This window comes from Paraburkholderia sp. GAS42, assembly GCF_050436565.1.
In the GTDB taxonomy this organism is placed as follows: domain Bacteria; phylum Pseudomonadota; class Gammaproteobacteria; order Burkholderiales; family Burkholderiaceae; genus Paraburkholderia.
Window position 1 is genome coordinate 108295 of sequence record NZ_JBNDML010000013.1, and the last position, 25448, is coordinate 133742.

At 62.0% G+C, this 25448-nt stretch carries 19 protein-coding genes and 1 riboswitch; of the genes, 11 read left to right on the plus strand and 8 right to left on the minus strand.

Annotation, left to right across the window (positions count from 1 at the left end; translation table 11 throughout):
- The first annotated feature begins 144 nt into the window (after window positions 1-144).
- From P3T16_RS20020 to P3T16_RS20040, 5 genes are all read left to right on the plus strand, one after another.
- Window positions 145-858: a TetR/AcrR family transcriptional regulator gene (locus P3T16_RS20020; protein WP_429255729.1), complete on the plus strand. Its 714-nt coding sequence runs from the start codon at window positions 145-147 to the stop codon at window positions 856-858.
- A gap of 225 nt (window positions 859-1083) precedes the next feature.
- Window positions 1084-1761 (plus strand): transposase, encoded by a 678-nt coding sequence (locus tag P3T16_RS20025; protein ID WP_429343569.1) that lies wholly within the window; start codon window positions 1084-1086, stop codon window positions 1759-1761.
- 16 nt (window positions 1762-1777) lie between these two features.
- Window positions 1778-2404: a TetR/AcrR family transcriptional regulator gene (locus tag P3T16_RS20030; RefSeq protein ID WP_429343570.1), complete on the plus strand. Its 627-nt coding sequence runs from the start codon at window positions 1778-1780 to the stop codon at window positions 2402-2404.
- Window positions 2405-2435: 31 nt separating this feature from the next.
- Entirely contained in the window at window positions 2436-3935 is a 1500-nt protein-coding gene (locus P3T16_RS20035; protein ID WP_429343571.1) for an MFS transporter, read from the plus strand.
- A gap of 804 nt (window positions 3936-4739) precedes the next feature.
- Complete coding sequence (locus P3T16_RS20040; RefSeq protein WP_429255724.1) at window positions 4740-5021, plus strand: YodC family protein; 282 nt, start codon at window positions 4740-4742, stop codon at window positions 5019-5021.
- A gap of 9 nt (window positions 5022-5030) precedes the next feature.
- Here the strand turns inward: P3T16_RS20040 and P3T16_RS20045 are convergent, their stop codons facing one another.
- The 3 genes from P3T16_RS20045 to P3T16_RS20055 all read right to left on the minus strand — a co-directional run bounded on the left by P3T16_RS20045 (window position 5031) and on the right by P3T16_RS20055 (window position 7406).
- Window positions 5031-5663, minus strand: a complete 633-nt coding sequence (locus P3T16_RS20045) for a LysE family translocator (RefSeq protein ID WP_429255723.1) — start codon at window positions 5661-5663, stop codon at window positions 5031-5033.
- A gap of 51 nt (window positions 5664-5714) precedes the next feature.
- Window positions 5715-5838, minus strand: a riboswitch (ZMP/ZTP riboswitch).
- Window positions 5839-5903: 65 nt separating this feature from the next.
- A complete protein-coding gene (locus tag P3T16_RS20050) occupies window positions 5904-7058 on the minus strand; it encodes an epoxide hydrolase family protein (protein ID WP_429343572.1) in 1155 nt (384 codons plus the stop codon).
- 27 nt (window positions 7059-7085) lie between these two features.
- Window positions 7086-7406, minus strand: a complete 321-nt coding sequence (locus P3T16_RS20055) for a superinfection immunity protein (protein WP_429255721.1) — start codon at window positions 7404-7406, stop codon at window positions 7086-7088.
- A 156-nt stretch (window positions 7407-7562) separates the two neighbouring features.
- Here P3T16_RS20055 and P3T16_RS20060 point away from each other — a divergent pair, with 156 nt between their 5' ends.
- Window positions 7563-9026 (plus strand): M20 family metallopeptidase, encoded by a 1464-nt coding sequence (locus P3T16_RS20060; RefSeq protein WP_429343573.1) that lies wholly within the window; start codon window positions 7563-7565, stop codon window positions 9024-9026.
- A gap of 538 nt (window positions 9027-9564) precedes the next feature.
- Window positions 9565-10452 (plus strand): crotonase/enoyl-CoA hydratase family protein, encoded by an 888-nt coding sequence (locus P3T16_RS20065; protein WP_429255719.1) that lies wholly within the window; start codon window positions 9565-9567, stop codon window positions 10450-10452.
- A gap of 105 nt (window positions 10453-10557) precedes the next feature.
- Here the strand turns inward: P3T16_RS20065 and pdeR are convergent, their stop codons facing one another.
- The 3 genes from pdeR to P3T16_RS20080 form a co-directional block, all read right to left on the minus strand.
- A complete protein-coding gene (pdeR, locus tag P3T16_RS20070) occupies window positions 10558-12561 on the minus strand; it encodes a cyclic di-GMP phosphodiesterase (protein ID WP_429255718.1) in 2004 nt (667 codons plus the stop codon).
- Window positions 12562-12802: 241 nt separating this feature from the next.
- On the minus strand, window positions 12803-17278 hold the full coding sequence (locus P3T16_RS20075; RefSeq protein WP_429343574.1) for a DEAD/DEAH box helicase: 4476 nt from the start codon (window positions 17276-17278) through the stop codon (window positions 12803-12805).
- A 185-nt stretch (window positions 17279-17463) separates the two neighbouring features.
- A complete protein-coding gene (locus P3T16_RS20080; protein ID WP_429343575.1) occupies window positions 17464-20748 on the minus strand; it encodes an autotransporter outer membrane beta-barrel domain-containing protein in 3285 nt (1094 codons plus the stop codon).
- A 282-nt stretch (window positions 20749-21030) separates the two neighbouring features.
- On the opposite strand from P3T16_RS20080, the gene P3T16_RS20085 reads away from it, so the two are divergent.
- Window positions 21031-22092: an aldo/keto reductase gene (locus P3T16_RS20085; RefSeq protein ID WP_429255715.1), complete on the plus strand. Its 1062-nt coding sequence runs from the start codon at window positions 21031-21033 to the stop codon at window positions 22090-22092.
- A gap of 23 nt (window positions 22093-22115) precedes the next feature.
- Here P3T16_RS20085 and P3T16_RS20090 read toward each other — a convergent pair whose 3' ends face one another.
- Complete coding sequence (locus P3T16_RS20090) at window positions 22116-22688, minus strand: FUSC family protein (RefSeq protein ID WP_429343576.1); 573 nt, start codon at window positions 22686-22688, stop codon at window positions 22116-22118.
- 256 nt (window positions 22689-22944) lie between these two features.
- On the opposite strand from P3T16_RS20090, the gene P3T16_RS20095 reads away from it, so the two are divergent.
- The 3 genes from P3T16_RS20095 to P3T16_RS20105 all read left to right on the plus strand — a co-directional run bounded on the left by P3T16_RS20095 (window position 22945) and on the right by P3T16_RS20105 (window position 24674).
- On the plus strand, window positions 22945-23496 hold the full coding sequence (locus P3T16_RS20095; protein WP_429343638.1) for a DUF4142 domain-containing protein: 552 nt from the start codon (window positions 22945-22947) through the stop codon (window positions 23494-23496).
- A complete protein-coding gene (locus tag P3T16_RS20100; protein WP_429343577.1) occupies window positions 23493-23837 on the plus strand; it encodes a DUF1488 domain-containing protein in 345 nt (114 codons plus the stop codon). The genes P3T16_RS20095 and P3T16_RS20100 overlap by 4 nt, the downstream gene beginning before the upstream one ends.
- Before the next feature lie 390 nt (window positions 23838-24227).
- Window positions 24228-24674, plus strand: a complete 447-nt coding sequence (locus P3T16_RS20105) for a PA2169 family four-helix-bundle protein (protein ID WP_429343578.1) — start codon at window positions 24228-24230, stop codon at window positions 24672-24674.
- 180 nt (window positions 24675-24854) lie between these two features.
- On the opposite strand, the gene P3T16_RS20110 is transcribed toward P3T16_RS20105, so the two are convergent.
- Window positions 24855-25193 carry a BON domain-containing protein gene (locus P3T16_RS20110; RefSeq protein WP_429343579.1) on the minus strand — a complete coding sequence of 113 codons (339 nt, stop codon included), beginning with the start codon at window positions 25191-25193 and terminating at the stop codon, window positions 24855-24857.
- Window positions 25194-25448: the final 255 nt, after the last annotated feature.

Consider the following 25448-nt stretch of genomic DNA (forward strand, 5'->3'; position numbering starts at 1 on the left):
TATCCCGACGCCCAGCCGCGCAACTGAGCCGCTAGAATGCGTATGGCGACACACGCTTGTTTAGCGCGTGATCCGCGATATTGCGTGCCTTTTTGCGCAGAATTTATAATCATTTCCTTGTTTTGCTCCTCGAACGAAGGTCACGTGAGTCCCAAGCCATCTATCGCGAAGAATGCGGATTACCACCACGGCAATCTGCGCAACGCGCTCATCGAAGCGGGGCGCAGCGCGCTCATGGAGGTATCGGCACAAGACTTGAGCCTGCGGTACCTCGCGCGCATGGTGGGCGTATCAGAAGCCGCGCCCTCGCGACATTTTGCGGGTATCGACGAACTACTGGCCACGATCGCTGCAAGCGGTTATCGTGACCTCGCTGCGCTACGCGTTGCGATCCGTGACAGCGAGGATACGGCGCTTGCCAAAGCGTACAGGATGATGCGGGTGTACGTTGAGTTCGCGCAACGCCACAATGGGCTGTTCAGTCTGATGATCGGGCCTCGCATCGTGGCGCATCAGGCGTATCCAGAACTCGCCGAGGAAAGTAACAGGTCTTTTGGGTTGTTTTCCGAGACGATCGAGACGCTGGCTATCGAGAGTGGTTGGGCCCACTCCGATCTCAAGCTTGTGACCCATGCCGCGTGGAGTATGGAGCATGGTCTCGCCACGCTGATCCTGGCGAACCGCGCGCCGCGCGCGGACACGAAAGTGGCGATACCAAAGTTGATCGACTTCGTCGTGATGACGCTACTTGGCGCCATCACGGCGGGTCCGGATCATCTCCAGAGCGTGATTCAGCAATGCGCGCAGTTTCAGAAGCCAGTGGTGACGCGCCCAGCTCGAAAGCGCGTCAAAGCGTAGTCATGATCGCCGTCGAGAACGAGGCACCGATGGCGCGGCCTGGAATATCGTTCTGAACGTGTACGAAATCCCTGCAACTGGTTGCGGGTTTTTTCCAGCCGGCTGAATCGGCTGAAAGCGCCAGGGGGCATGGGTTCCGGCCGCCTCGCTCGAATCGGCTAGAATCCCCATGCTTTGAAGGTCGAAAGGGCCCAAAGCCAATCGTGGCAAGAGATTCCAACGAGATTGAGTGTCGAGGAGTTCGGGCAATTTGTCTGGCCGCATCTGAGCAAGGGACGTCGCGGCCCGGCGCGAAAGCTCAGCGCGCACACAATCTTCAACTACATCCTGAAGGAGCTCTATCTCGGCTGCCAATGGAAGGAGCTGCCCATCGGGAAGGATCGGCACGGCCGCCCCGAGATCCATTACACGCGCATCTATCGAGCCTTCCGGCGCTGGGAAGCGGACGGATGCTTTGATGCCATTTTCGAGAGTTCGGTGTCCCAACTTCATTGCGACGATCGCCTGGACACGCGCATCATCCATGGCGATGGCACTACGAGCGCCGCGAAGAAGGGAGGCGACAACCTCGGCTTCAGCGGCCACAAGAAGGTCAAGGGCTGCAAGGTCGTTGTCCTGTGCGACCGCAACTGCAACGTGATCGCGCCGTTCGTGTCGGCCCCGGGCAATCGCAATGAATCGCCGCTGTTGCGCGAAGCGCTGCCGCGGCTCACGCGCATCGCCCGGGCGGTAGGGCTCGATCTGCGGGGCAGCGTTGTGAGCCTGGATGGCGTGTACGACTGCCGGCGCAAGCGTAAAGCCATTTTCAATCGCAGCTATTGCGCGTTTTTTGGCTTCTATTGTGCAGGGACAGGGCATCCACCGGATTGTGCGAAAAGTAGTCTTGAATTCTTGAACGCATAGTCATAATATAGGGTCGATGGACAAACCTGATATCCCCAGAAAACCGGCCGCCACCGGCTGCCGCGGCCGGCCGCGTGAGTTCGATACGCAGGCGGTGCTTGCCAGTGCTGGCCAGGTTTTCTGGAATCACGGCTATCACGCCACCTCGGTCGACGATCTCTGCAAGGCCACCGGCGTGCTGCGAGGAAGCCTCTACGGCGTATTCGGCGACAAGCACGGTCTGCTGCTGGCCGCGCTCGACCACTACGCGGATGGATCGATTGCACGGCTCGCCGAACGTCTGAACGCCAACATTCCGCCAGAAGAGGCGCTGCGCAATGCCTTGCTGCATCACGTGCGCGCCGCGTCGGCGCTGAATGCGCAGCGCACCTGCTTCATCACGAATGCGACGCTCGAAATGTCTCCAGACGATGTCGCATTGCGCGAACGTATCGAATCCATCCAGCGTCGCACGATCACGCTGCTCTCGGCGGCGGTGATCCGCGGTCAGGCAAGCGGCGTCTTCAACCCCACGCTCGACGAAAAAGCCGTGGGCGAATTCCTGTTGTGTATTACGCAGGGGCTACGCGTGCTCGGCAAAACACCGCGTGACGAACAGCAACTGACATCCATCGTCGATCTGGCCATGCGCGCCCTGGTCTGATTTTTTTTCGCTAATTATTGAACGATCGGTCATGAAACATGAACGTATAGGGTCTTCTGCATCCGGCGCTGCGGTATGCACCGCGGGTGTTGGCGCGATGGGCTCGCCCGTTGCCGCCTCGCCGCCGCGCTTCGAGCGACAGGGGCTCGCGCTCGCCGTGCTGTTCATCGGTGCATTCCTCGCGCCGCTTGACTACTTCATCGTCAACCTTGCGCTGCCCTCGATTCACAGCGGACTGAACGCAACCGATGCGCAGTTGCAACTGATCGTATCGGCTTACGCTTCGGCGTACGCGGTGCTGCTGATCACGGGCGGTCGGCTCGGCGATCTGTTCGGCCGCAAGCGCATGTTCATGGGCGGCATGGCGGCGTTCGTGCTGGCGTCGGCGCTGTGCGGCTTCGCGACGAGCGGCCATATGCTCGTGATTTCGCGCATCGTGCAAGGCATCGCGGCTGCCGTGATGGCGCCGCAGGTGCTCGCGACGATCCGCGCGGTCGTACCGGCGCATCGGCAGACGAAAGTCGTGAGCTTTTACGGCTTCGTGTTCGGACTGTCGTCGATCGTCGGGCAGCTCGGCGGCGGCGCGCTGATCACGTACCACCCGTTCGGGCTCGACTGGCGGATCATCTTCCTGATCAACATTCCGGTCGGCATTCTGGCGTTTTTCGGCACCTGGAAGTTTGTCCCCGAAAGCCAGCCCGCCGTGCGCACGGGCGTCGACCTGAAGGGCGTCGGGCTGCTGTCGCTCCTGCTGATGCTGATCATCTATCCGATGACGCATGGCCGCGAAGCCGGCTGGCCCGCGTGGACCTTCGTCATGTTCGCGCTCAGCGTGCCGGTGCTGGCGCTCTTCATCGTCACGGAAAGGCGGATCGACCGCGCGGGCGGCCATCCGCTCGTCGACCTGAAGCTGTTCGGCAATCCGGCCTTTGCGACCGGTCTCGTGCTCGCGTTCCTGTTCTATTGTGAAAGCGCGTTCTTTCTGACGTACGGCATCTATCTGCAAACGGGGCTGCACTGGACGCCGCTCGCCTCCGGCATCGCGATCATGCCGTTCGCGACCGGCTTTATCGTCGGACCGTTTTTCTCACCGGCGATCGTCCGGCGGATCGGCAGCCATGTGCTGACGCTCGGTTTTGCGATGCTGGCAGTGGGCTTTTCGGTGACGACGTGGGCGGCCGGCCAGAGCGCGGTACCGGAGCCGATCTTCTATGTGAGCCTCGTGTGCGCCGGGATCGGGCACGGGCTCGTGCTGCCATCGCTGATGCGCATCGTGCTGGCGGAAGTCATATCGGAAAAGGCCGGGCTGGCCTCGGGCGTGGTTTCATCGACGTTGCAGATCGGCGCCGCGTTCGGCACGGCTGCGATCAGCGGGGCTTTTTTCGGGGTACTTGGCCAGCAAACGACCCAAGAAGCGTATGCGCACGCGTTCCAGGTCTGTATCGGCATTACGACCGCGCTGCTGTTCGTGTGTATTGGTTTGAGCGTGCTGCTGGTCCGGCATCAGCGGATGGCGGCTCGGCCCGCCTGATCCGGGCTATCCCGCATTGCAATCAACCCTGGCTAAAGCGCTGAATGGCGCTGATTGAGCGATTGACACACGGATGTCAAAATCGCCAGGGTTATTTATTGCAATGCGGAAAACATTTTATGGATTTCATGTGAATATTTAATGGTTTGAAAAAATCCATATATGCACCTGGTGTTCAAGGATGGTTTAACCCCTTGCTTCGCGAAGGACATAATAGCGATTTTATTAGTCATAAAAAGCCGGCCCGGAAATTGTTGCGCCATCGAGGGGCAAGTCGCGCCGATGAGCACGCAATCTGTGCATCCGGTCGAATGGCTGCAAGCGCCTGTCAGTAAGGGATATGCGGCAGTGCGTCACTGACCGGCATGGCACGCCGCGCATGCGGACCCGCGTGTTTCAAAGTGTTCCCGAAAGTAATAAAGCGCGTTTACCGAAAAAATGCTTGCCTGAAAAAAATTCGATTGTTAATCTTGGCAGGCATTTTAAAATCTAACATCAATCCGGTGATCGGGATTGAAGACGAAGGCTGGTTTTGTGAACGACAGTGCGTAAATCACGGTTCACGTTCAAAGTCGCATAAGGCCAGGGTAATGGCCACGGCAATTCCGCTTCGACCGTTTCATCCGTTTCACCGATTCAGCCAGATTGACGTTCAAGACCAGACTGTCGATTCTGCTGCTGCTTGACCGGCGTTCGCCATCGCGCGGCGTCGAGTCGCAAACAGCGACGTATAGTTCGCTGCCGCTTCACGCAGAACAGCACCGACAGCTGGACGCAATCGATGTTTTCGCACCGGGGATACTTATGCTGAGCGCTACCCTCGACACTACTGATACGCCGCAACCCGACTCGCACCGCGTCGGCGATGTGGTGACCCTGAAGTCAGGCGGCCCGCGCATGACCGTGACGCATGTCGGTCCCGTCGCGCTGGCGGAAGGGGACTGGCTCGTCTGCCAGTGGTTCGACGAGCAGGGCGAATTGCGCCAGGACGTATTCGCTTTCGACCGCGTGCGGCCGGAGCCGCGCTCCATTCCGGCAGGCTCCGTACAACTGCAGCAGTTCGCGCGATTCGGTTACGGACGCTAAGCCTTCGCGCTATCGACGCGCCTCGGTCGCCATCCTGACCGCAAGCCCGGCGAGCACTGTTCCCATCAGCCAGCGCTGAATGACCATCCAGGTCGGACGCTGCGCGAGAAACATCGCGATCGATCCCGCCATCACGGCGGCGATTGCGTTGATGGTGAGGCTCATCGCGATCTGCACGACGCCGAGCGTCAGCGATTGCACGAACACACTGCCGTGCTGCGGATCGATAAACTGCGGCAGCAGCGACAGATACAGCACCGCGATCTTCGGATTCAGCAGATTCGTGACGAAGCCCATCGCGAAGAGTTTGCGCGGGCTGTCGGCGGGCAGGTCGCGGACCTGAAACGGCGAGCGTCCGCCCGGCTTCACGGCCTGCCATGCGAGCCACAGCAGATACAGCGCGCCGCCGAAACGCAGCGCGTCGTATGCGAAGGGCACAGCGAGCAGCAGCGCGGTAATACCCAGCGCCGCGGACAGCATATAAAACACGAAGCCCAGCGCCACGCCGCCAAGTGAAATCAGGCCGGCCGTGCGGCCCTGGCAGATCGAGCGCGAGATCAGATAGAGCATGTTCGGGCCAGGCGTAAGCGCCATCCCGAGCGAGACAAGTCCGAAAGTCAACAGACTGGAAAGATGCGGCATTGCATGGCTCCGTAAAAATTAGTCGATAGCGCGGAGTGATCCACAACGATCAGGCAATGCCCAGGCGCGCGGCAAAAACGTGAGGAAAACGCGTGCGGAAACACGTCATGAAAAACCCACGGTCCGCGTTCCCCGATGGTGTCTCCATCTTGCAGCGCCAGTTGCGCGGACCCAGCCATTATTCCATGCGCCAGCGTTTTGCGTAAAAACGCGCGCAGACAGGCCGGCGTTCAGCCCGACTCAACGCCGTAGCGGCCTGAAAAACCGGCGGATTTCCTCAGCCAGCAACGCAGGTTGCTCCATCGCGGCGAAGTGCCCGCCGCGCGGCATGTCGGCCCATTGCGTGAGATCGAACACGCGTTCGATCCACGATTGCGGCGGCCGGCTGATTTCCTTCGGAAAGCGCGCGAAGCCAAGCGGCGGACGCACCCGCTCGCCATGTGCAAAACGAAGCGGCTTCAATCGCATCTCCCAGTAAAAACGCATCGATGACGCGATCGTCTGCGTATACCAGTAGAGCGAGAGATTCGTCAGCAGTTCGTCTTTCGAAAACACGCTTTCGATGTCGCCATTGCAGTCGCTCCACGCGCGAAATTTTTCGATGATCCATGCAGCAAGCCCCGCAGGCGAGTCGTTCAACGACGTGGCAAGTGTCTGTGGCTTCGTACTGTGCACATGCGCGTAGCCGCCTTCGAGCGCGGCCCACATCGCTTTTGCATCGAGAAAAGTCTGTTCACGCGGGGTGATGGGGGGATCGTCGGCGGTGAGCGGTGGCTCATACGAACTCGGCAAATAATTCAGATGGATGCCGTCGACGTGCTGCGGATGCCGGTACGCGAGCGCGATCGACACAGCCGCGCCGAGATCGCCGCCCTGCGCACCGAAGCGCTCGTAGCCGAGTCCGTGCATCAGTTCGGCCCATAGATCCGCAGTCGCGAACGCGGACGTGCCGGGCTTCACGGGTCGCTCCGAAAAGCCAAAGCCGGGCAGCGAGGGCACCACGATGTCGAACGCATCGGCCGGGTCCGCGCCGACCGATGCCGGATCGCACAGATGCGGCAGCAGTTCCATGAATTCGATGAACGACCCCGGCCAGCCGTGCGTGATAACGAGCGGATACGGTCTCGGTCCGACGCCACGCCGATGCACGTAGTGGATATTCAGCCCGCCGACCTGTGAGACAAACTGCGGCTCGCGGTTCAGGCGCTGCTCGGCGGTACGCCAGTCGTAACCGTTCGCCCAGTGATGCGCGAGTTCGCGCACGTACGCAGGATCGACACCGAGCGCCCACGGCGCGCCGTCGTAGTGATCGGGCCAGCGCGTATGCTGCAGCCGTGCGCTGAGCGCCATGACCTGCGTATCGGGGATCGCAATCAGGAACGGTGTCACCTGCATCGGGCCTCTCCGGTCAGTGCTGCGTGGCTACTTCGTCGACCGGTCGCGCGTCGAGGTGCGCGAAGCGCGCATCTGCACGCGTTCGATCAGATTCTTCGAGAAACCGCGCATGGTCACGATACGCCGTGTCGCGACCACCTCGCCCGCGACGTTGGCCGGCGGATTCGGCTGAAGCGCCCAGTAAAGCGCGAGCAACCAGCCGAACACCGTCCATCCAAGCACGGCATTGAAGAGCGCAATGACGAGCAGATCATGGCGCTTGCGGCGGTCCGCGAGAATCGCCGGCAGGAAATAAACCGCGAGCGCGACGGCGGCCCCGATGATCTGAACGATCAGGCTGATTCCCATGAAGCAGCTCCCGGAAGCGTGACGTATCGAGTCATTGTCGCGCGAACATCGTCATTGTGCAGCGGTTCCGTCGAACGCATGAAGTGCTTTATGAAACGTTTCGTGATCGCCGCGCGAGGACTATCATTGAGACTTTGCACGCGCGGGACTGCCCTCATGATTTCTGACGACACCACTCAACAGGCGCAACAGGTCAATCACGACGCGCTCCGGGAATTCGTCGACCGCAAGTGGAACGACGAGATCGTACCGGCGCTGACCGACTACATCGCAGTGCCGGCCAAAAGCCCGGCGTTCGATCCCGACTGGGTCAAGAACGGCTACATCGAGCGCGTCGTGACCGACGCCGCGCAATGGGCCGAACAGCAGCCGGTGCGCGGCCTCAAGCTCGAAATCGTGCGCCTGCCGGGCCGCACGCCGGTGATCTTCTTCGAAACGGCCGCCACGCGTTCGGGTAGCACCGAGACCATCGTGCTGTACGGTCACCTCGACAAGCAGCCGGAATTCGACGGCTGGCGCAACGGCCTCGGCCCGTGGACGCCCAGGTTCGAAGACGGCAAGCTCTACGGTCGCGGCGGCGCTGACGATGGCTACGCGATCTACGCAAGCCTCACCGCGCTTGCGGCGCTCGACGCGCAGGGCGTCGAACGTCCGCGTTGCGTCGGCATCATCGAAACCTGCGAGGAGTCGGGCAGCTACGATCTGCTGCCGTATGTCGACGCGCTGCGTGAACGGCTCGGCAAGGTGGGCCTCGTGGTCTGCCTCGATTCGGGCGCGGGCAATTACGACCAGTTGTGGCTCACCACGTCACTGCGTGGTCTCGTCGCGGGCGATCTGGAAGTTCAGGTGCTCGACGAAGGCATTCACTCGGGCGGCTACGGCGGCATCACGCCGTCCAGCTTTCGCATCATGCGCCAGTTGTTCGAGCGGCTCGAAGATGCATCGAGCGGCCATCTGCTGCCGAAGGGATTTCATTGCGCGATTCCGGCTGAGCGTCTGCGCGAAGCGGAAGCCACGGCCCAGATTCTCGGCGACGACGTCTGGAAAAAGATTCCGTGGGCGTGCGGCCAGGATGGCCGTCAGGTGTTGCCCACCACGACCGATCCGCAGGAAGCGCTGCTCAATTCCACGTGGCGTCCGTCGCTCGCGGTGACCGGTGCATCCGGCCTGCCGTCGCTCGCCGATGCAGGCAATGTCCTGCGTCCGCGCACGGCGTTCAAGTTGTCGCTGCGCCTTCCGCCCTTGATCGACGCGGCGAACGCCGTTGCTGAACTGAAGGCGCTGCTCGAATTCGATCCGCCGTACAACGCGAAGGTCACGTTCAAACCGGATCAGGGCGCGGCGACCGGATGGAGCGCGCCTGATCTCGCACCGTGGCTCGCTTCGGCGCTCAACTGCGCGTCGCAGCAGCACTATGGCGCGGACTGCGCGTACATCGGGCAGGGCGGCACGATTCCGTTGATGAACGTGTTGAAGGAAGGCTTCCCGCAGTCGCAGTTCATGGTGTGCGGCGTGCTCGGGCCGAAGTCGAATGCACACGGCCCGAACGAATTTCTACACGTGCCGTATGCGAAGAAGTTGACGGCCACCGTCGCGGAAGTGATCTCCGCCGCGCCGTGAATCGTTAGCGACTTTTCGGGCGGGCAGGCGCTGCGCTGAAGCGTTGGCGGCCGCCCGCGGCTTTCGATGACGACGCAACCATCTGGTTCGCTCGTCGGCCCAGACCTCTTCCTTTTCCCGGTCCCTTATCTGTAAAGCGCAATGCCTGCAATGAGGGCAAACGCTTCTTTGCGCAAATTAAATCCGCAATTCGCCACATTTAGTCAAATACGTGAACTTTTTACCTATGCGATTTGAATAAACAATGCATGGGATTTCGGCAAAAATAGCGCCACACGCTCTCAACCGGCTTTAGCCCATCGTCCGTCTGGAGGAATTCCTCCAGTGCCGCAGAAGCGTCGCCGGGGCACAACGGTATACACGAAATCGTTCTCCGGCGGGCTAGCCGGCGAGCAGCGCATTCCTTCCGGCCATTCGCAAGTATGGAAATCCATATAAGGATTTGCCACGATCTGTTAGCCCCCGCTCCCCACGGAATTCCGGTCTGTTTTAGGCTCCCATTGCTTTACCTGGATTTAAAAACCTGATGAGGACCAAAATGAATCTCCGTAACCATCACGCCTGCCGTCCCTTCATTGAAGCCGGCAATCTGTCACAAATTTCCGCCTACTACGAAGAAGGCCGCAACGTTATGTGGATGATGTTGCGTGCGCAACCCCGTCCGTGTTTCAACATAGAACTCGTGCACGACATCCTGAGCCTTGCCCGGTCCGCGCGTGAATCCAGACTGCCGATCGACTTCTGGGTGACCGGCTCGCTGATTCCGACGATGTTCAACGTCGGCGGCGATCTGGACTTTTTTGCCGACGCCATCCGCTCGGGCAAGCGCGAGGAACTGATGGCCTATGCGCGATCCTGCGTCGATTGCGTTCACGCTGCCGCACGCGGTTTCGATACCGGCGCGATTTCGATCGCGATGGTGGAGGGCACGGCGCTCGGCGGCGGCTTCGAAGCTGCGCTTGCGCACCATTTCCTGCTCGCGCAGAACGACGCGCGGATGGGCTTTCCGGAAATTGCCTTCAACCTGTTCCCCGGCATGGGCGGCTACTCACTGGTCGCGCGCAAGGCGGGCATGCGTCTCGCGGAGGAACTGATCGGCGTCGGCGAATCGCACACGGCGGAATGGCATTCGGCGCGGGGACTCGTCGACCAGCTGTTCGAACCGGGCGATGCCTACGTCGCCACGCGTACCTTCATCGACACGATGCGCCCGAAGCTGAACGGCATTCGCGCGATGATGCGCGCGCGCCAGCGCGTGCTGCAGCTTTCGCGTGCCGAGCTGATGGAGATCACGGAAGATTGGGTCGAGGCGGCGTTCACGATCGAAGAGAAGGATCTTGCCTTCATGGAGCGCCTCGTGATGCTGCAGAACCGCCGAACGTCGAATCTGCGTGCAAGCCCGGCGCCGAGCGCGAACGTGGCGTAAGGGCCCCTGAATCATTCGTGGCCGCACCAGAAGCCCCGATTAACACGGCCAACAACAGAAAACGGTAAACGGTAATGGCAGTGCAGTAAGCGCGACAGCTGACGTTCAGGCGATGAGTCTGACTTTCTGTCTGTCGCGCAACCACGCTTCGAACTCCGCGGCGGGCATGGGCCGGCCATAACGGTACCCCTGCACGTATTCCACGCCGAGTCCTTTCATGAATACTTCTTCGGCTTCGGTTTCGATCCCTTCGGCGACCACCTTCAGATCCAGTTCCTGCGCGACGGCCACCATCGAGCGCACCAATGCCTGCGCCTTCTTGTCGGCGTTGATCGACCGCACGAAACTGCGATCGAGCTTGATGACATCGAGCGGAATCCGGCCAAGCTGCGACAGCGACGAATAGCCCGTGCCGAAATCGTCCAGATGCACCTGCGCGCCGAGCTGGCGGAACTGCGTGATCAGTTCGATGGCGGCGGCTTCGTCTTCGATCAGGCAACTTTCTGTCAGCTCCAGATCGACGAGACAGGTATCGAGATTCGCGCGTTCGAGCGCTTCGCTGAAATGCCGCACCACGGCGGTATCGACCAGTTGCCGTGCCGACACATTGATCGCCACGCGCAGATCCAGCCCTTGTGCCTTCCACGCTGCGGCCTGCATCGCCGCGGTCTGCATGACCCAGCGGCCGAGTGGCCCGATCAGGCCCGATTCTTCCGCGTAACGGATGAACTCGTTCGGCTGGATCTGGCCGCGCTCCGGCGAGTTCCAGCGCACCAGCGCCTCGACGGCCTTTACGACGCCGGTGGCAAGCTCCAGCTTCGGCTGATAGAAGAGGGTGAGCTGGCCTTCTTCGAGACCGCGCCGCAGGTTCGTGTCGAGCCACATGTACTCGGCGACCTTGCGGTCCATCTCCGGCGAGAACACGCGGCAGGTGCGTTTGCCTTCGTCTTTCGCGACGTACATCGCGGTGTCGGCGGAGCGGATCACCGATTCGAGGCTGTCGCCATGTTCGGGACACAGCGCGATGCCAATCGAGCAGCCCGTGTACACCTCGACCAGCCCGAGGCTGAACGGCGTGCGCAGGCGCTCGAGAATGCGCTGCGCGGTCGCTTCGAGCGCGGCCCGCGTCGCGCTGGTTGCGAGCACAATGAATTCGTCGCCACCGAGGCGCGCGATCGTGTCGCCTTCATCGAGGCAGCCACGGATCGCCGACGAAACGTCCTGGATCAGCCGGTCGCCGAACACATGACCGTAGTGATCGTTGACCTTCTTGAAGTTGTCGAGATCGAGGAAAAGAATGCCGACGGATTCGCCTTCCTTCGCGGACTCGATGGCCTTGCGGATTCTGTCCTGGATGGCATTGCGGTTCGGCAGGCCCGTGAGCGAATCGGTATTCGCCAGTTCCGACAGACGCGCCTGCGCGCGCCGTTCCTCGGTGATGTCGGTGCCGGAACAGATGAGGAACTGCTCGTCCACGCCGCTCCCGCTTTTGACGAACTTGTTGCGGAACAGGAACAGACGTTCGCCGTGAACGGTCTTTACGAGCCGCTCGACCTCATACGACACACCGCGATTGAAAAAGCCGCTGATATTGAAACTGGACGCCGCGCCGTCTTCCGACGACATGAACAGCGCCCAGACGTTTTTACCGATCACGTCCTCTTCTTTCATGCCGGACAGTTCTTCGCCGAGGCGATTGAAACGCTGGATACGTCCGGCCTGATCGAGAATCACGACGAGTGAATTGACCTCCGACACGACCTGTTCGGCAAACGACAGTCCGTGCACGAGATCGCGCGCGACAGATTCGGTATCGGAATAGGCGGAAGCGGTGCCGGCCCACGACATGCCATTCAGCTTCTTGCCGACCAGATGCAGACGCAACGATTCGCCGAACAGGCGAATATCGAGGATCAGACTGGCGGTGATGCCAGTCAGGCGCCGGATCTGGGCGGCCTGCTGGCCGGTGAGGGCGACGGCGACGTCAGCGGGCCCGGACCCTGTTTCTGCGGTCAACTCAAGCGCATTGCTATCCCTCGACAGACGCCAGCATGGGCTGGTCGTGCCGAAGTGCGCAAACAGCACCTGGTGCTCCTGGTCATCCTGCATGGGGTCCCCCGGACAAGCTGCGCCATCGGGCTCGCTGTAAACGCATGCGAGCGGTCGGGCGGCAAACGGTCTTCCGTCGAAGATTGGCTTCATTGTATCCAGGTGGCCGGATGACGGGTTTCGTAACAGGTTAACGACGGGATATTCCCATTTCTTTAACAGATTTGTGGTTTTAAAGCCAGGTGTTGGGGCGGCGCGACTGCTATCGAAGGTCGCATGACCTTGCCATTTCGCCAGAGCTTCAGTAGCGGTGTGCCAGCGCAATACGCATGCGTTCGCGTGCTTCTGCGTCGAAATCGCCGAGATAGCCGAACGAACCCGCCACCAGCGTCGCCACCGGCACGCCATCGCGATACAACACCCGGTTGCCGCTCACCGCAGGCACCTTGTCGCCTGGCAACAACGTGCCGACGAGATTCAGCGGGTCCGTACCCGACACGCATGCAAAAGCACCATCGTTCGCATGACGTCGCACTTCGCGCAGCATTGGAATCGCTTCGGGCAGCGCGAACTGCTCGCCCGCGAGGCCATTGACGAACCGTCCGCCGCGCACCAGTCCGCGCGCTTCGAGCTTTTGCAGCATGCGCAGCAGCTCGCGCCACGGCGGCAGCCAGTCGGCTTCACGCTCGAGCAGACGCCAGAACACGACGCCATAGCGGCGCAGCAGTGTCATGGCGATATGTTCCAGCACCTCGGGGTCAGTGGGTGGCGGCCGGATGGATAGCAGCGGCGACGTCTCCACTGCAGGCGCTACGCGACGCCGCACCAGCGCCCAGCGGCCCGCGTCGTCCATTCCGCCGATCAGCGCGCCGGCACCGCGTGGCCGGCGGCTCCCGTAGTATGCATTGCGTTTGGCAACCGGCTTCAGCAACCCGCGCAAACCCGCGAAGCTATCGGAATTCACAAGACCCGCGGCGACCAGTTCGCCCAGCGCATTTTCCAGTTCGATTTTCAGCACGCGTACATCAGTCAACAATTCGTCGAAGAACATCGCGCCGTGTTCCTTCAACGCGTCGTACACGTGCTGAGCGCGCGGCGACAGGTCCGGCAATTTCGACGTATCGATCAGCGCGCTCCAGACGTTCACGTTCCGGCGCGGCAACAGCACGATCGGCGTGCTGCGCACCGGCGCCGCCGCGACCTTCGAGCGTTCGGTCAGCCGGGTCCACACCACCTTGCCCGAGCGGCACAATTCGTCGAGCGAGGTAATCGAATAATCCTTGAGACGTGTGGGCAGAATGTCTTCTTCCCACGCGCCCGCAGCAGCCTGAAATCCTTCGAGCTGGTCGACTACGGCGGCTAGCGCTTCGCGTCCCTCTCCGCGCGTGTCGGGCGTCACGTGTTGCCACGCGAACAGGAAGCGCATGAAATCGTGCCGCTCGACAGGCTCGATCTCGCGACGCAACCGCTTCACCGTGTAGCGGTTGATGCGTGCAAGCAGATGACGTTCGCACCATTCGTCTTCGTTTGCACCGGGCGTGAACCGGCCACGCATCACGTAGCCTTCCGCTTCAAGTCGCGTCAACGCCTGCGCCAGCACAGACGCATCCAGCGCAAGCGCACGTGCAATCTGCGGCACGGGTAGCGGACCAAATCCGGTCATACGCGCGCGTACGACGTCGACAATCGCGTCTTCTGCAGTCCATGTTTCCGTATAACCCTTGGGCGCTTTCACGGCGGGATCGATGGGCGCATCGGGATGGATTGCACGCAGGCACATCAGGCGTTCGACCGGCAACCACAATGTGTCATCCTGACCGACCTGCATGCGCGTCGCGCGGCCGCCCGTGGCCAGCGTGTCGAGCCATGCTGACCAGCCTTCATTGCGCTGCGCTTCCGTCTCAGTGATGCAGGCGAGACCCGTCAGCGCTTCGTGCATTTCATCGACGCTGCGCGCTTCCGGCCACGCTTCGTCCCGCACGCTTTCGATCGCTTCGGGATCGAGCGCGCCGAGATCGTCGGCGGAAGCCGGGTCGGTATAACGACGATTGAGCACGGCCTGCGTGCGGCGTTCCTCGATCGGCGCGTCGTCGAGATATGCGTAGGGCTTTGCCGTGAGGATTTCGGCGGCAAGTGGCGAGGGCGCGGGCAGATCGCGTGCGACGAGCGTCAGCTTGCCCTGTTCGATGCGTCGGAGCAGGGCGAGCCAGCCATCGGTATCCATCGCTTCGTGCAGACAGTCGTCGATCGTCTGATCGACGAGCGGATGGGCCGGTATATCGCGTTCACCGACGATATTCTCCAGACACGCCGCCTGATCGGGAAATACCGCGGCCAGCAGATCGTCGCTGCGCATGCGCTGGATCTGCGGTGGGGTTTTACGGCCGCCGTTATAGCGCGGCAATGCAAGCGCGGTTGTCGCGTTCCAGCGCCAGCGCACGCCGAAAAGCGGCGCGTCGAGCAGCGCCTGGATCAGCAGATGCCCGGCAGTATTCGAATGCAGATAGCGCCACACTTCATCGAGCACAAAGCTGTGGCTGCCGGTGAGCGACAGGATGATCGCGTCTTCGGTTGCTGCGGCCTGCAGCTCGAAATTGAACGTACGGCAAAAGCGCTTGCGCAGCGCGAGACCCCACGCGCGATTCAACCGGCTGCCGAACGGCGCGTGAATCACGAGCTGCGTGCCGCCGGATTCGTCGAAGAACCGCTCCATCACGAGCGTTTCCTGCGACGGCAAAACACTTAACGCTGAACGCGCCCGCGCGAGATACTCGACGATCTGCCGCGCGGCGGATTCATCGATACCGATGTGTTCGATCAGCCAGTCGATCGCATGTTCGATCTGCGGCGCGAGCGTAGCGGTTTCGCGTTCGGCGATAGCAACGCCGTCGCCTGCGGGCGCGATGGTTGCACGCTCAACGTTTATCGTTTCCGGTTTGAACGACAAGAGGCGATCGATGTCGGCACGCAGCCGTGCGACGCCCATCGACAGTTCGTCGCTACGTCCTGGCGCTTCGCCCAGCCAGAATGGAATGTTCGGCGACTGCCCGTGCGCATCTTCCACCCGCACGCGGCCCGTTTCGACACGCAGGATCCGGTATGACGTGTTGCCGAGCTGGAACACGTCGCCCGCGAGACTTTCGACCGCGAAGTCTTCGTTGACCGTGCCAATGTTCACGCCCTGCGGTTCGAGAATCACCGCGTAGTCTGCATTCTCCGGAATCGTGCCGCCTGACGTAACCGCGACCAGCTTGCTACCGCGGCGGCCACGCAGCGTGCCGTTGACCACGTCACGATGCAGCCAGGCACCGCGCGCGCCATGACGCGTTGTATAGCCTTCGGCAAGCATGCGCAGCACGGCGTCGAACTGCTCGCGATCGAGACCGGCATACGGCGCCGCGTGACGGAAGAGATCGAAGAGCGCTTCTTCGTTCCATTCCTGACTCGCGACCTCCGCTGTGATCTGCTGTGCGAGCACATCGAGCGGCGCGCGCGGAATCACGAGCGTATCGAGTTCACCGCGCCGCACGCAGTCGAGGAGCGCGGTGCATTCGATCAGGTCGTCGCGCGAGGTGGGAAAGAGGCGCCCTTTAGGCATGCCGCCGACATGGTGTCCCGAGCGCCCGACGCGTTGCAGGAACGGCGCGATGCCGCGCGGCGAACCCATCTGGCAGACCAGATCGACGTCGCCGATATCGATGCCGAGTTCGAGCGAAGCCGTGGCGATCAGAACGCGCAGGTCACCACTTTTCAGACGCTGCTCAGCGTCGAAACGATGCTCCTTCGACATGCTGCCGTGATGCGCGGCCACCGCTTCCTTGCCGAGCCGCTCGGTCAGATGTCGCGACGCGCGCTCAGCCATGCGGCGCGTGTTGACGAACACGAGCGTCGTGCGATGCATCGCGACGAGTTCTGCGAGCCTGTCGTAGACGCGCTCCCACACTTCGTTCGCCATCACCGCTTCGAGTGGCACGGGTGGCATTTCCAGCGCGAGATCGCGCGCGCGAACATGACCGACATCGACGATCGCGCAATCGGCAGGCGCGTCGTCATCGATCGCAGCGCCGCCGGTCAGAAAGCGTGCGACGGCCGTGACCGGTTTTTGTGTCGCAGAGAGGCCGATGCGCGGCAAACGTCGCCCACATAGTGCATCGAGTCGTTCGAGGCTGAGCGACAGATGGCTTCCACGTTTGCCGCCCGCTATCGCGTGGATTTCATCGACGATGACTGTACGCGTCGTTGCCAGCATGCGGCGGCCCGAATCGGAACCGAGCAGCACGTAAAGCGATTCAGGTGTGGTCACGAGAATGTGCGGCGCGCGCTTCTTCAACGCATTGCGTTCCTGCTGCGTGGTGTCGCCGGTGCGCACGGCGGTGCGAATATCGAGTGCAGGCAGTCCGCGTTCGGCCAGTTCGCTCGCGATGCCTTCAAGCGGCGTCTGCAGGTTGATGCGGATATCGTTCGACAGCGCCTTCAACGGCGATACGTATACGACGAGCGTTTCATCGGGCAGCTCGCCGTCGTTGTCGATGCCCTGTTTGACGAGTTCATTGATCGCCGAGAGAAAGGCCGTGAGCGTCTTGCCGGAACCGGTGGGCGCGGCGACCAGCGTCGAGCGGCCGCGACGGATTTCCGGCCAGGCGGCCGCCTGGGCGTCGGTCGGGGCAGGGAAGGCCTTGAGAAACCAGCCGGCGACGGCCGGATGAAAGCCGGCCAGCGCGCCCGCTGCGGAGGAGCCGGGAGTCATGGAGCCGTAGGTGGGGGCGCGACGTGCCATTTCCAGAGGGCGGCGGGCACCGTCCGTTTCGGTGGTCGAACGGAAAGTCTGGCAGGTTTTGGCGGGGCGTGCCAGCGCCGTGAAAATGGCTACCCGCCAGGGCTCGACAGGGAAGGGTGGCGTGGACGAAACACACGTTCGCCGTGTCGAAAAAAACTCGGGTGTGCGCGGCACGCGGCATGTGCCTACCAGGCCCAGCGCACGCCCGCGTCGCCGAGGATGGTTCGTTGATGCGGGCCACCCAGGTTGGTCAGCCAGCTTGCCGTCGCAAAGACGCTCGCTGACCTGCCGATCTTTCCGACGACTCCCGCTCCAATCTGGCCGGCCGTCTGCCCGACAGTCGTGCCGATCACTGTCGTGCCCGCGAAGGTCGCCTTGTCGTCGGATCCGAACGAGCGCAATACGTTGAAACGCAGCCACGGTTGCCAGCTCGTTCCGATCGTATCGAAGCGGCCCTGCAGCCGTACGCCGATCCGTCCGAGAAATGTGTTGCCGTTGTTGAAGCTGACCGTCGAGACGCCGTCGTTCAGATCGTTGATCGACAGACGCTGCCAGATCAGTTGCGCCTGCGGCTCGACAGTCAGGCCCGCTGAGAGCGGGATCGGCAGGCCACCTTCGAGCGACCCGGTCACCGCCGTGCCGTGTGTCGTTGCACCGAGGTTGTCGCGCGAAACCGGGGTCATCGTCAGTGAACTGCCCATCAGCACGGCGTCGGTGTACCAGCCGCCGGGGCCGATATGCGTCCAGTAGCCGCCGAGGCTGTACGCGTTGATCGAGAGATGTCCCGCGTCGAGATTCGGCATGCCGAGCGCGAAGCCTTCGACATCGCCCGTCGCCCGCGCAAAGCCTGCAAACACGCCGTAGTGATTGCGATGGCCGCTCGCGCGGGTGTCCGCGTAGAGGTCCTGGCCCGCCTGCGCGCCGAACACCGAGCCATCGAAGCCTGGGCTTGCTGCGCCATCCTCGCGAAAGGTGCTGTGGCCGCCCCAGATGCGTCCCCAGCTCGCCGGCACCGGGCCTGTTTCGCTCAGCAGCGATTGCTCGCCCTGGCGCTCGTGGAAGGTATCGACCTGCAGGATGCCGAGTTGTCGCGCGACCGCGGGCATCACGGCGTAGACCGGCACTTCGGGGCGATAGAGCGGGATGGGATCGGATCCCGCGGGTGGGGCGTCAGGCAGCGGCGGGCTGCCTTCGGCGGCGAGCGGCACGCCGGCTTCGGCGACGGGCGTGGTCGGTGTGCTTGTGGCCGGCAGCGGCGCGACCGTATTGCGCAGATACCAGTTACCGGTGCTCCCGCCCGTTACGCCGCCCTTTGCGAGAAAGTACGAAAACGCGCCGGCCTTCACGGGTGCAGCGAGACGGAATGCACTCGCTGCAGTCGTCGCACCGTTGGTTGCCTGGATCACCTCGATACCATCAGCGACAGTTTGAGCGCCCTGGCCCCCGACGTTCGCGATCTGGAGGCTCGTCGTGCCCGCACCCGTCCCGCCGCTCAGCACAAGACGATCCGAGGCCGCGCCGTCTTCGGCGACCACGGTGTTCAAAGCAAGCGTGCCGTTCTGTCCTGCGTAGTTGCCATTGACGATCAACCGGTTACCCACGCCCTGGCCGCCAATCTGAACGAGCCCGGCATTCACGAGTGAGCCGTTGACCGTAAAACTTCCATTCGCTGCGCTCGAAAACAGAGGCAATGCGTTCGCCGTTGCAATCGTCCCGTTGTTCGTGACCGTACCGGTGACGCTGCCGTATCCGCCGAGCGTCGCGCCCGAAGCAACCGTCGTGTTTCCGCCACCGGTCAGCGCGGCGTTGGTGTGTGCCGCGTCGCCCAGCGCGAGCGTGCCTGCCGCAACATTCGTCGCGCCGCTGTACGTGCTGACGCCGTTCAAAAGCAGCGTGCCGCTGCCGGCTTTCGTCAGCGCGCCCGTGCCCGTCACCGCCTGCGCAAGCGTCGACGAAAACGACTGCGTATCGATCGTGCCGCCACCGGCATTCAACGTAATCGCACGGGTGCCAGCGAGATCGACACGCTGCGTCAACTGCAATGTGCCGCCATCGAATGTGACGCCGCCGCTGGTCGCACCCAGTGCGTTATCCGCGCCGATGGCCAGCGTGCCGCCGTCGATCAGCGTGCCGCCCGAATACGTGTTGCCACCCGTAGCTGAGGGCGCAAGCGTCAACGTCCCTGCGCCGTTTTTTTCGATCACGCCGGCGCCGGAAATCAGGCCCACGTAGGTGCCGTTCGCGGTCTGCGCGAAACGGACAAGCCCATTGTCCGTCACCGTCAGCGGCAGGTTTTGCGCGGTGGCCTGCAACGTCGCGCCGGTGTCGACGAGCGCATTCGTCGAGCTGCCGAGCGTGCCGACCAGATTCAGTGTGCCGCTCTGCACGCGCGCCGTCGTGAAGGTACCCGTGCCTGTCCAGTCCCATTGCGTGCCCTGCATCAGCAGGATCTGGAAGTTCGTGAACGCGTTCGATGCTGTACCCGATCCCTGCAATGCCACCGTATTCGTGCCGCCGCCACCGTCCGCGGTGCCGTTGATCACGGAACCCGTTTGCAGGATCAGCGAGTTGTTGCCGTTGCCCATCGTAATGGCGGTACCAATCCCGCTCTGCACCAGACCTGCATTGATAATGGTGCTGTTGCCGTTCAGCGTCCGGATACCGGAGCCATTCTGGCTGATGATGCTGCCGCCCGCGCGATTCTCGATCTGCACGGAGAAGCTCGACGCCACCGTGTTCGAAAATACGGCGTCCGAACCGGTGCCGCTGGCCGTGATCGAGCCGGTGTTGATCAGCCGGTCGTTGTTGCCCTGCATATAGGCGGTGGGACTTGCCGCGCCCGTGGTCGACAGCGTGCCGCTGTTGTTGATCAAACCGCTGCCACCCAGTATCGACGCCGCGCGTGCATTGGTGCCTGACGTCGACACGCTGCCGGTGTTCACGAGCGTGTTGTTCAACTGACCCGAGTTGGTTTGCCCCCACGCCGCGGTCATGCCGTAAGCATTCGGTCCCGCCGTCGTAATCCGGCCGTTGTTGGTGAGCGTGTTGCCGCTGCCGTTGGCGGCCATCGCGTCGTTGAATGCGCCCGTCGTGTTGATCACGCCGCCCGCTGCATTCGTCAACTGGTTGTTGTCGGCTGCGCCGAGCAGTACCGCACCGCGCAATGTACCGGTGCCGCCGCTGCCGGTCAGCGAGAAGGTGCCGTTGTTCGTGATCGAACTCGCGTGATCGACACTGAACCCCACCGCGTTCAGCGCGTGTACGAAGGTTGCGGAACTGGTCGAATCGAGATTGATCGTGACGCCTGTGCTGCTGGTCGGCGTGATGACAGCGGTGGTGTTGCTGCCGCTGCAGGTGACGGTGGTGTTACTGGGCGGAGCGTTGTTCGTGCATGCAGCGTTCGCAGGCTGGGAGAATACCTTGACGAGCAATACCACGCCACCGACACTGATCTCGAACGATCTCTTCATCGACACGTCCTTTCCGTACAAATGGGAATGGGTGTGGCATTAGCTGAATGAGTTATAGACTCCTTTCAAAGCATTACAAAATCTATTTAACAATCTGGTCGCACATCGTTGTGCGCTCATTCAATTGAGGCCGGCTTCTGCGTCTGGAGCGGGTCAGACGAACGAATACGCTGCATTGCCCCTTGTCTGACCAGCAGCTTTCAGCCTGACCGGGCGTCATGAAGAATCGCGATGTGTGCAGTATCCTCACATGTTGACTCATCCACCCACGGAGCTTTGACGATGCGATACAACCAGCTGGGCCGTACCGGCGTGTTCGTTTCTGAGCTGTGTCTCGGCACGATGACGTTTGGCGGAGGCGGGGGCATATGGAAGCAGATCGGCGATCTGCAGCAGGGCGACGCCGAGCGTCTCATCGGGCGCGCGCTCGATGCCGGCATCAATTTCATCGATACCGCGGACGTCTACGCGGAAGGACTCTCCGAGCAGATCACAGGGCAGGCGCTGAAGAATCTCAAGGTGCCGCGCGACAGCGTAGTCGTCGCGACCAAGGTGTTTGGCGCTACTGGCGAGTTTCCGAATGCGCGGGGTGCGTCGCGCTATCACATCATCGACGGTATCAAGGCGAGTCTCCGGCGTCTGCAACTCGATCACGTCGATCTGTATCAGATCCACGGTTTCGATCCGGCTACGCCGATTGAAGAAACGGTGCGGGCGCTCGATACGCTCGTACAGCATGGGCATGTACGCTATGTCGGCGTGTCGAACTGGGCTGCATGGCAAATCGTGAAAGCGCTTGGAATCGCTGAACGCCTCGGGCTCGCGCGCTTCGAAACGTTGCAGGCGTATTACACGCTCGCTGGCCGCGATCTCGAACGGGAACTGGTGCCGATGCTGCAGAGCGAGGGGTTGGGGCTGATGGTCTGGAGTCCGCTTGCTGGCGGATTGTTGAGCGGCAAGTACGGACGCGAGCAGCAAGGCGAAGCCGGTAGCCGCCGCACGACGTTCGATTTTCCGCCGGTCAATCGCGACCGCGCGTTTGACTGCATCGACGTGATGCGCGGCATCGCGGAAGGCAAAGGCGTATCGGTTGCGCAGATCGCGCTGGCCTGGCTGCTGCATCAACGCGCGGTGACGACCGTGATCGTCGGCGCGAAAAAAGTCGAACAGCTCGACGACAACATCGCGGCGACGCAGGTCGAACTGTCCGCCGACGAACTGGCGAAGCTCGATGAGGTGAGCCGCCTGCCATCCGAGTATCCCGGATGGATGTTCGAGCGACAGGGCGAACAGCGACGCGAGCAGCTGACGCAGTCAGGACACGCTGTGCGATCGAAGCGGTAAGGCGGCGGCAATGTGTGGGCAGGTCAGGGCCCGGTTCGGGCCCTCGCGAGCCATCGCGTTTCGATAACTGAAATCAGCCAGCTGATGAACAGGGCGCAGAGTGCGCCGAGTGTGACTTCCCCCAGCCGTATCAGCGCGATGTGCAATGGAGAACCGCTTGCAGGCACGAGCAGCATGATCGTAGCCGTGACGCCGCCGAGGCGCGCCGCGCTGCCGATGTTCAGCCCCCAGCACGCGATGATCGCGACAGCTACCGTGAGTGCGTAGGAAGCGAGGTAGCCACCGCCGAACAAGGCGCCAGCCAGCCCGCCCACGCCGCCGACGATCGCGCCGATAAACTGGTCGCGCGACAGGTGCTGCGTGTCGATATAGCTGTGCTGCGTCACGGCGATTGCGGTAATGGCGGCCCAGAACGCCTGTTCGGTGTGCAGCATACGGCCGATCACATACGCCATACTGGCACCCCCCACGGCCTGAACGGCCATGATGCCGCCTTCGGCCATCCGCTCGCGCGCCGGCAGTGCCTTGAACATATCGAGCAGTGAACGTGCTGCCTGTTTGCGCTCCGCATGCGTGGTATCGCCGGGTTGCGTCATCGTCTGAACTCTCCTTTTTTGTGGACGCGCTTATCCGAAGTTCTCAGGCACACCTTTTGCGTCCTTCCCTGTGACTCCGTCGTGCGCTGTATGCGCGGGCGGATGCGGCGCAGTGCGCTGCAGCAGGATTTCGATCCCCACTCACCATCAGGTAACAGGGAGAAAACATATGCAGAACACGCTTAAAGGTTGCAAGATCGCGGTACCCGCTGTCGACGGATTCGAGCAGGCCGAACTCGTTGAACCGAAACGTGCGCTGACATTCCAGCATTCACTTCGCGTATCGGCTGTGGCGATCGGCGTTGCGATGATAACGCTCGGCGCCGCGCATGCGCAGACGGGCGAGCCATCGGCTGCGGCGCAAACAAAGCTGTCGGCGGCCGATCAGCAGTTCGTGCAGGATGCTTCGCAGGCCGGCGCGACGGAAATGGCCGCGAGCAAGCTTGCACTGAAAAACTCGAGCGATCCGCAGGTCAAGCAGTTTGCGACACAGATGATTGCCGATCACTCGAAACTTGCCCGCAACCTTGACGTCGTCGTGGCGAAGAAGGGCCTCAAGGCGCCACCGTCAGCGGATTCTGCCGTCGTAGGAAAGTTGCAGGGCCTGAAGGGTGCGGATTTCGATCAGGCGTATGTCGCCGACGTAGCGGTGAGCGGCCATCAGAAGGCGGTCGAACTGTTCCAGAAGGAGAGCGAAAGCGGTACCGATCAGCAACTGAAGGCGGCGGCCACGAAGGCGCTACCGATGATCCAGCACCATCTCGCTATGGCGCAGCAACTGGGCAACGCGAAGAAGGGCGCATTATGAGTGCGATCCTGTCGAGGGCTGCCTACGAGGATGCCAACATGACGATCACTTTCCCCGACGATGCGCCCGTCTTCGACGGCGCAAATCTGGCGGTGCGCTTCACGGCGGCCGTCGACGGGCAACCCGTTGTCTGCGTCATCACGGCGGAAGCACTTGAAGACCATTTTGGCGCAGACGGTACTCTGGAAGACACGCTTCTGAAAGCATTCCAGCGCGGACGCGCCCGGATCCGTTCCGTGTGCGCCGAGGCGCTGGATCAGAACGACGGCGAAAGCGTCGTGCTGCACAGCGGGCTCTTCCGGGTAGAAGGAATGGAGCCGGATCACGGGCTGAAGGCGTAGCGGGCATGTGTACGCCAGGCGACGCCCGCACGGCAACCGCGCGGACAGCACTCGCGTTATCCGATCGGCGTTGATCAGGGCGTCGATCCAGGCGCGCAGGACACGCCGAAGGGTGCGGGCAAGGGCGTCACGATCGGGGCTGCCATAGGCGCGATTCTGGGTGCTGCGTTGTTTGCGGTCTTCCAGACGCCTTTACTCGTATTGGCCATTGCCGCGGGCCGCTCGCTACGCGCGAACGCCGCCAGGCAACTTTTACGCGACGAAACAACGTTCTTCACAACGGCCGGGTGCTGCGCAACAAGCCAGGAGGCGGGCACGCCGCGTGCGTCTATCCAAAGGACCGCAGCCTTACCGCGGCAACCGACTAAACCAGACTTAAGGAGCTTTTATATGGCTACGAACGTTGTTTCCGAACTGAATGATCTGGTCGAAACCTCTAAGGACGGAGAAAAGGGCTTTCGCAAGGCAGCCGAAGATGCACATGACGCGCAACTGAAGTCGCTGTTCGTCAGCCGCGCGGATGACTGCGCGCGTGGCGCACGCGAGCTACAGGACACCGTCCAGCGGCTCGGCGGCAAGCCGGATACGGGTGGCTCCATGACGGGTGCACTGCATCGCGGCTGGCTTGACCTCAAGTCGGTCCTCAGCAATCGCAGCGACCACGAGATTCTGGCCGAGTGCGAAAAGGGCGAAGACGTTGCGAAGAAGCGCTATCACGATGCGCTCGAAAAGGAACTGCCAGCCGATGTTCGCGCGGTAGTGGAGCGCCAGTATCAGGGCGTGCTTCAGAACCACGACCGCATCCGCGATCTGCGCGATCAATACGCGGCCCGCTAAAGCAATGGACTAAACGGGTAGGGGATGTCGGGCAGTGAGATGATCTCGCTGCCCGATGCCAGGTTCATCACGCAGGTTCACCACGTAGCGCAGTGCAGCAAAAGAAAAAGCCGTCCACGGAAAATGCGGACGGCTTTTTTCATTCGGGCCGCGACCGGAATCGCGGTCCGAACGCCTGGCTTATTCTGCGGCGACCTTCAGATGGTTCTTCACGCCCTTTACGCCGCTGACCTGATGCGCGACCTCTCCTGCAGCGGTCTTGTCTTCGGCGGAAGGCACCGACCCCGTGAGCCATACGACGCTCTTTTGCGTCTTCACATGGATGTGGGTCGACTTGACGTTCTTGCTGGCAAGCAGATCAGCCTTGACCTTGGTGGTGATCGTCGTGTCGTCGACGTGCGCTCCCATCGATTCCGACACACTGGCCGGTGCGGAAGCGGTCGACTGGGCGTTCGCATTCAGGGCGAATGCGACACATGTGATGCTGCCTGCGGCCTTGAGGAACTGGATCGTTTTCATGGACTTCTCCTTTCGGGTTGTTGAAGAGTTTTGCGGTCTTGTTGCCTGTGCGGTCGATCGCGGCCGTTGCCGTTGATGACGCGCGTGGGGGCGGGTTGCCGCGTGACGGTTCCGTCAGCCCCGTGGTCGACATCGAATGCGGGTCTCCGCATCCGTCCACGGCAAGGAAGGCGCAATCCGCGTGCCATTACAGTCCGTTGATGCCCCTTGTCCGGCTGCATCCCTTTCGGGACGGGATTGCAGGGTGGAATCGAA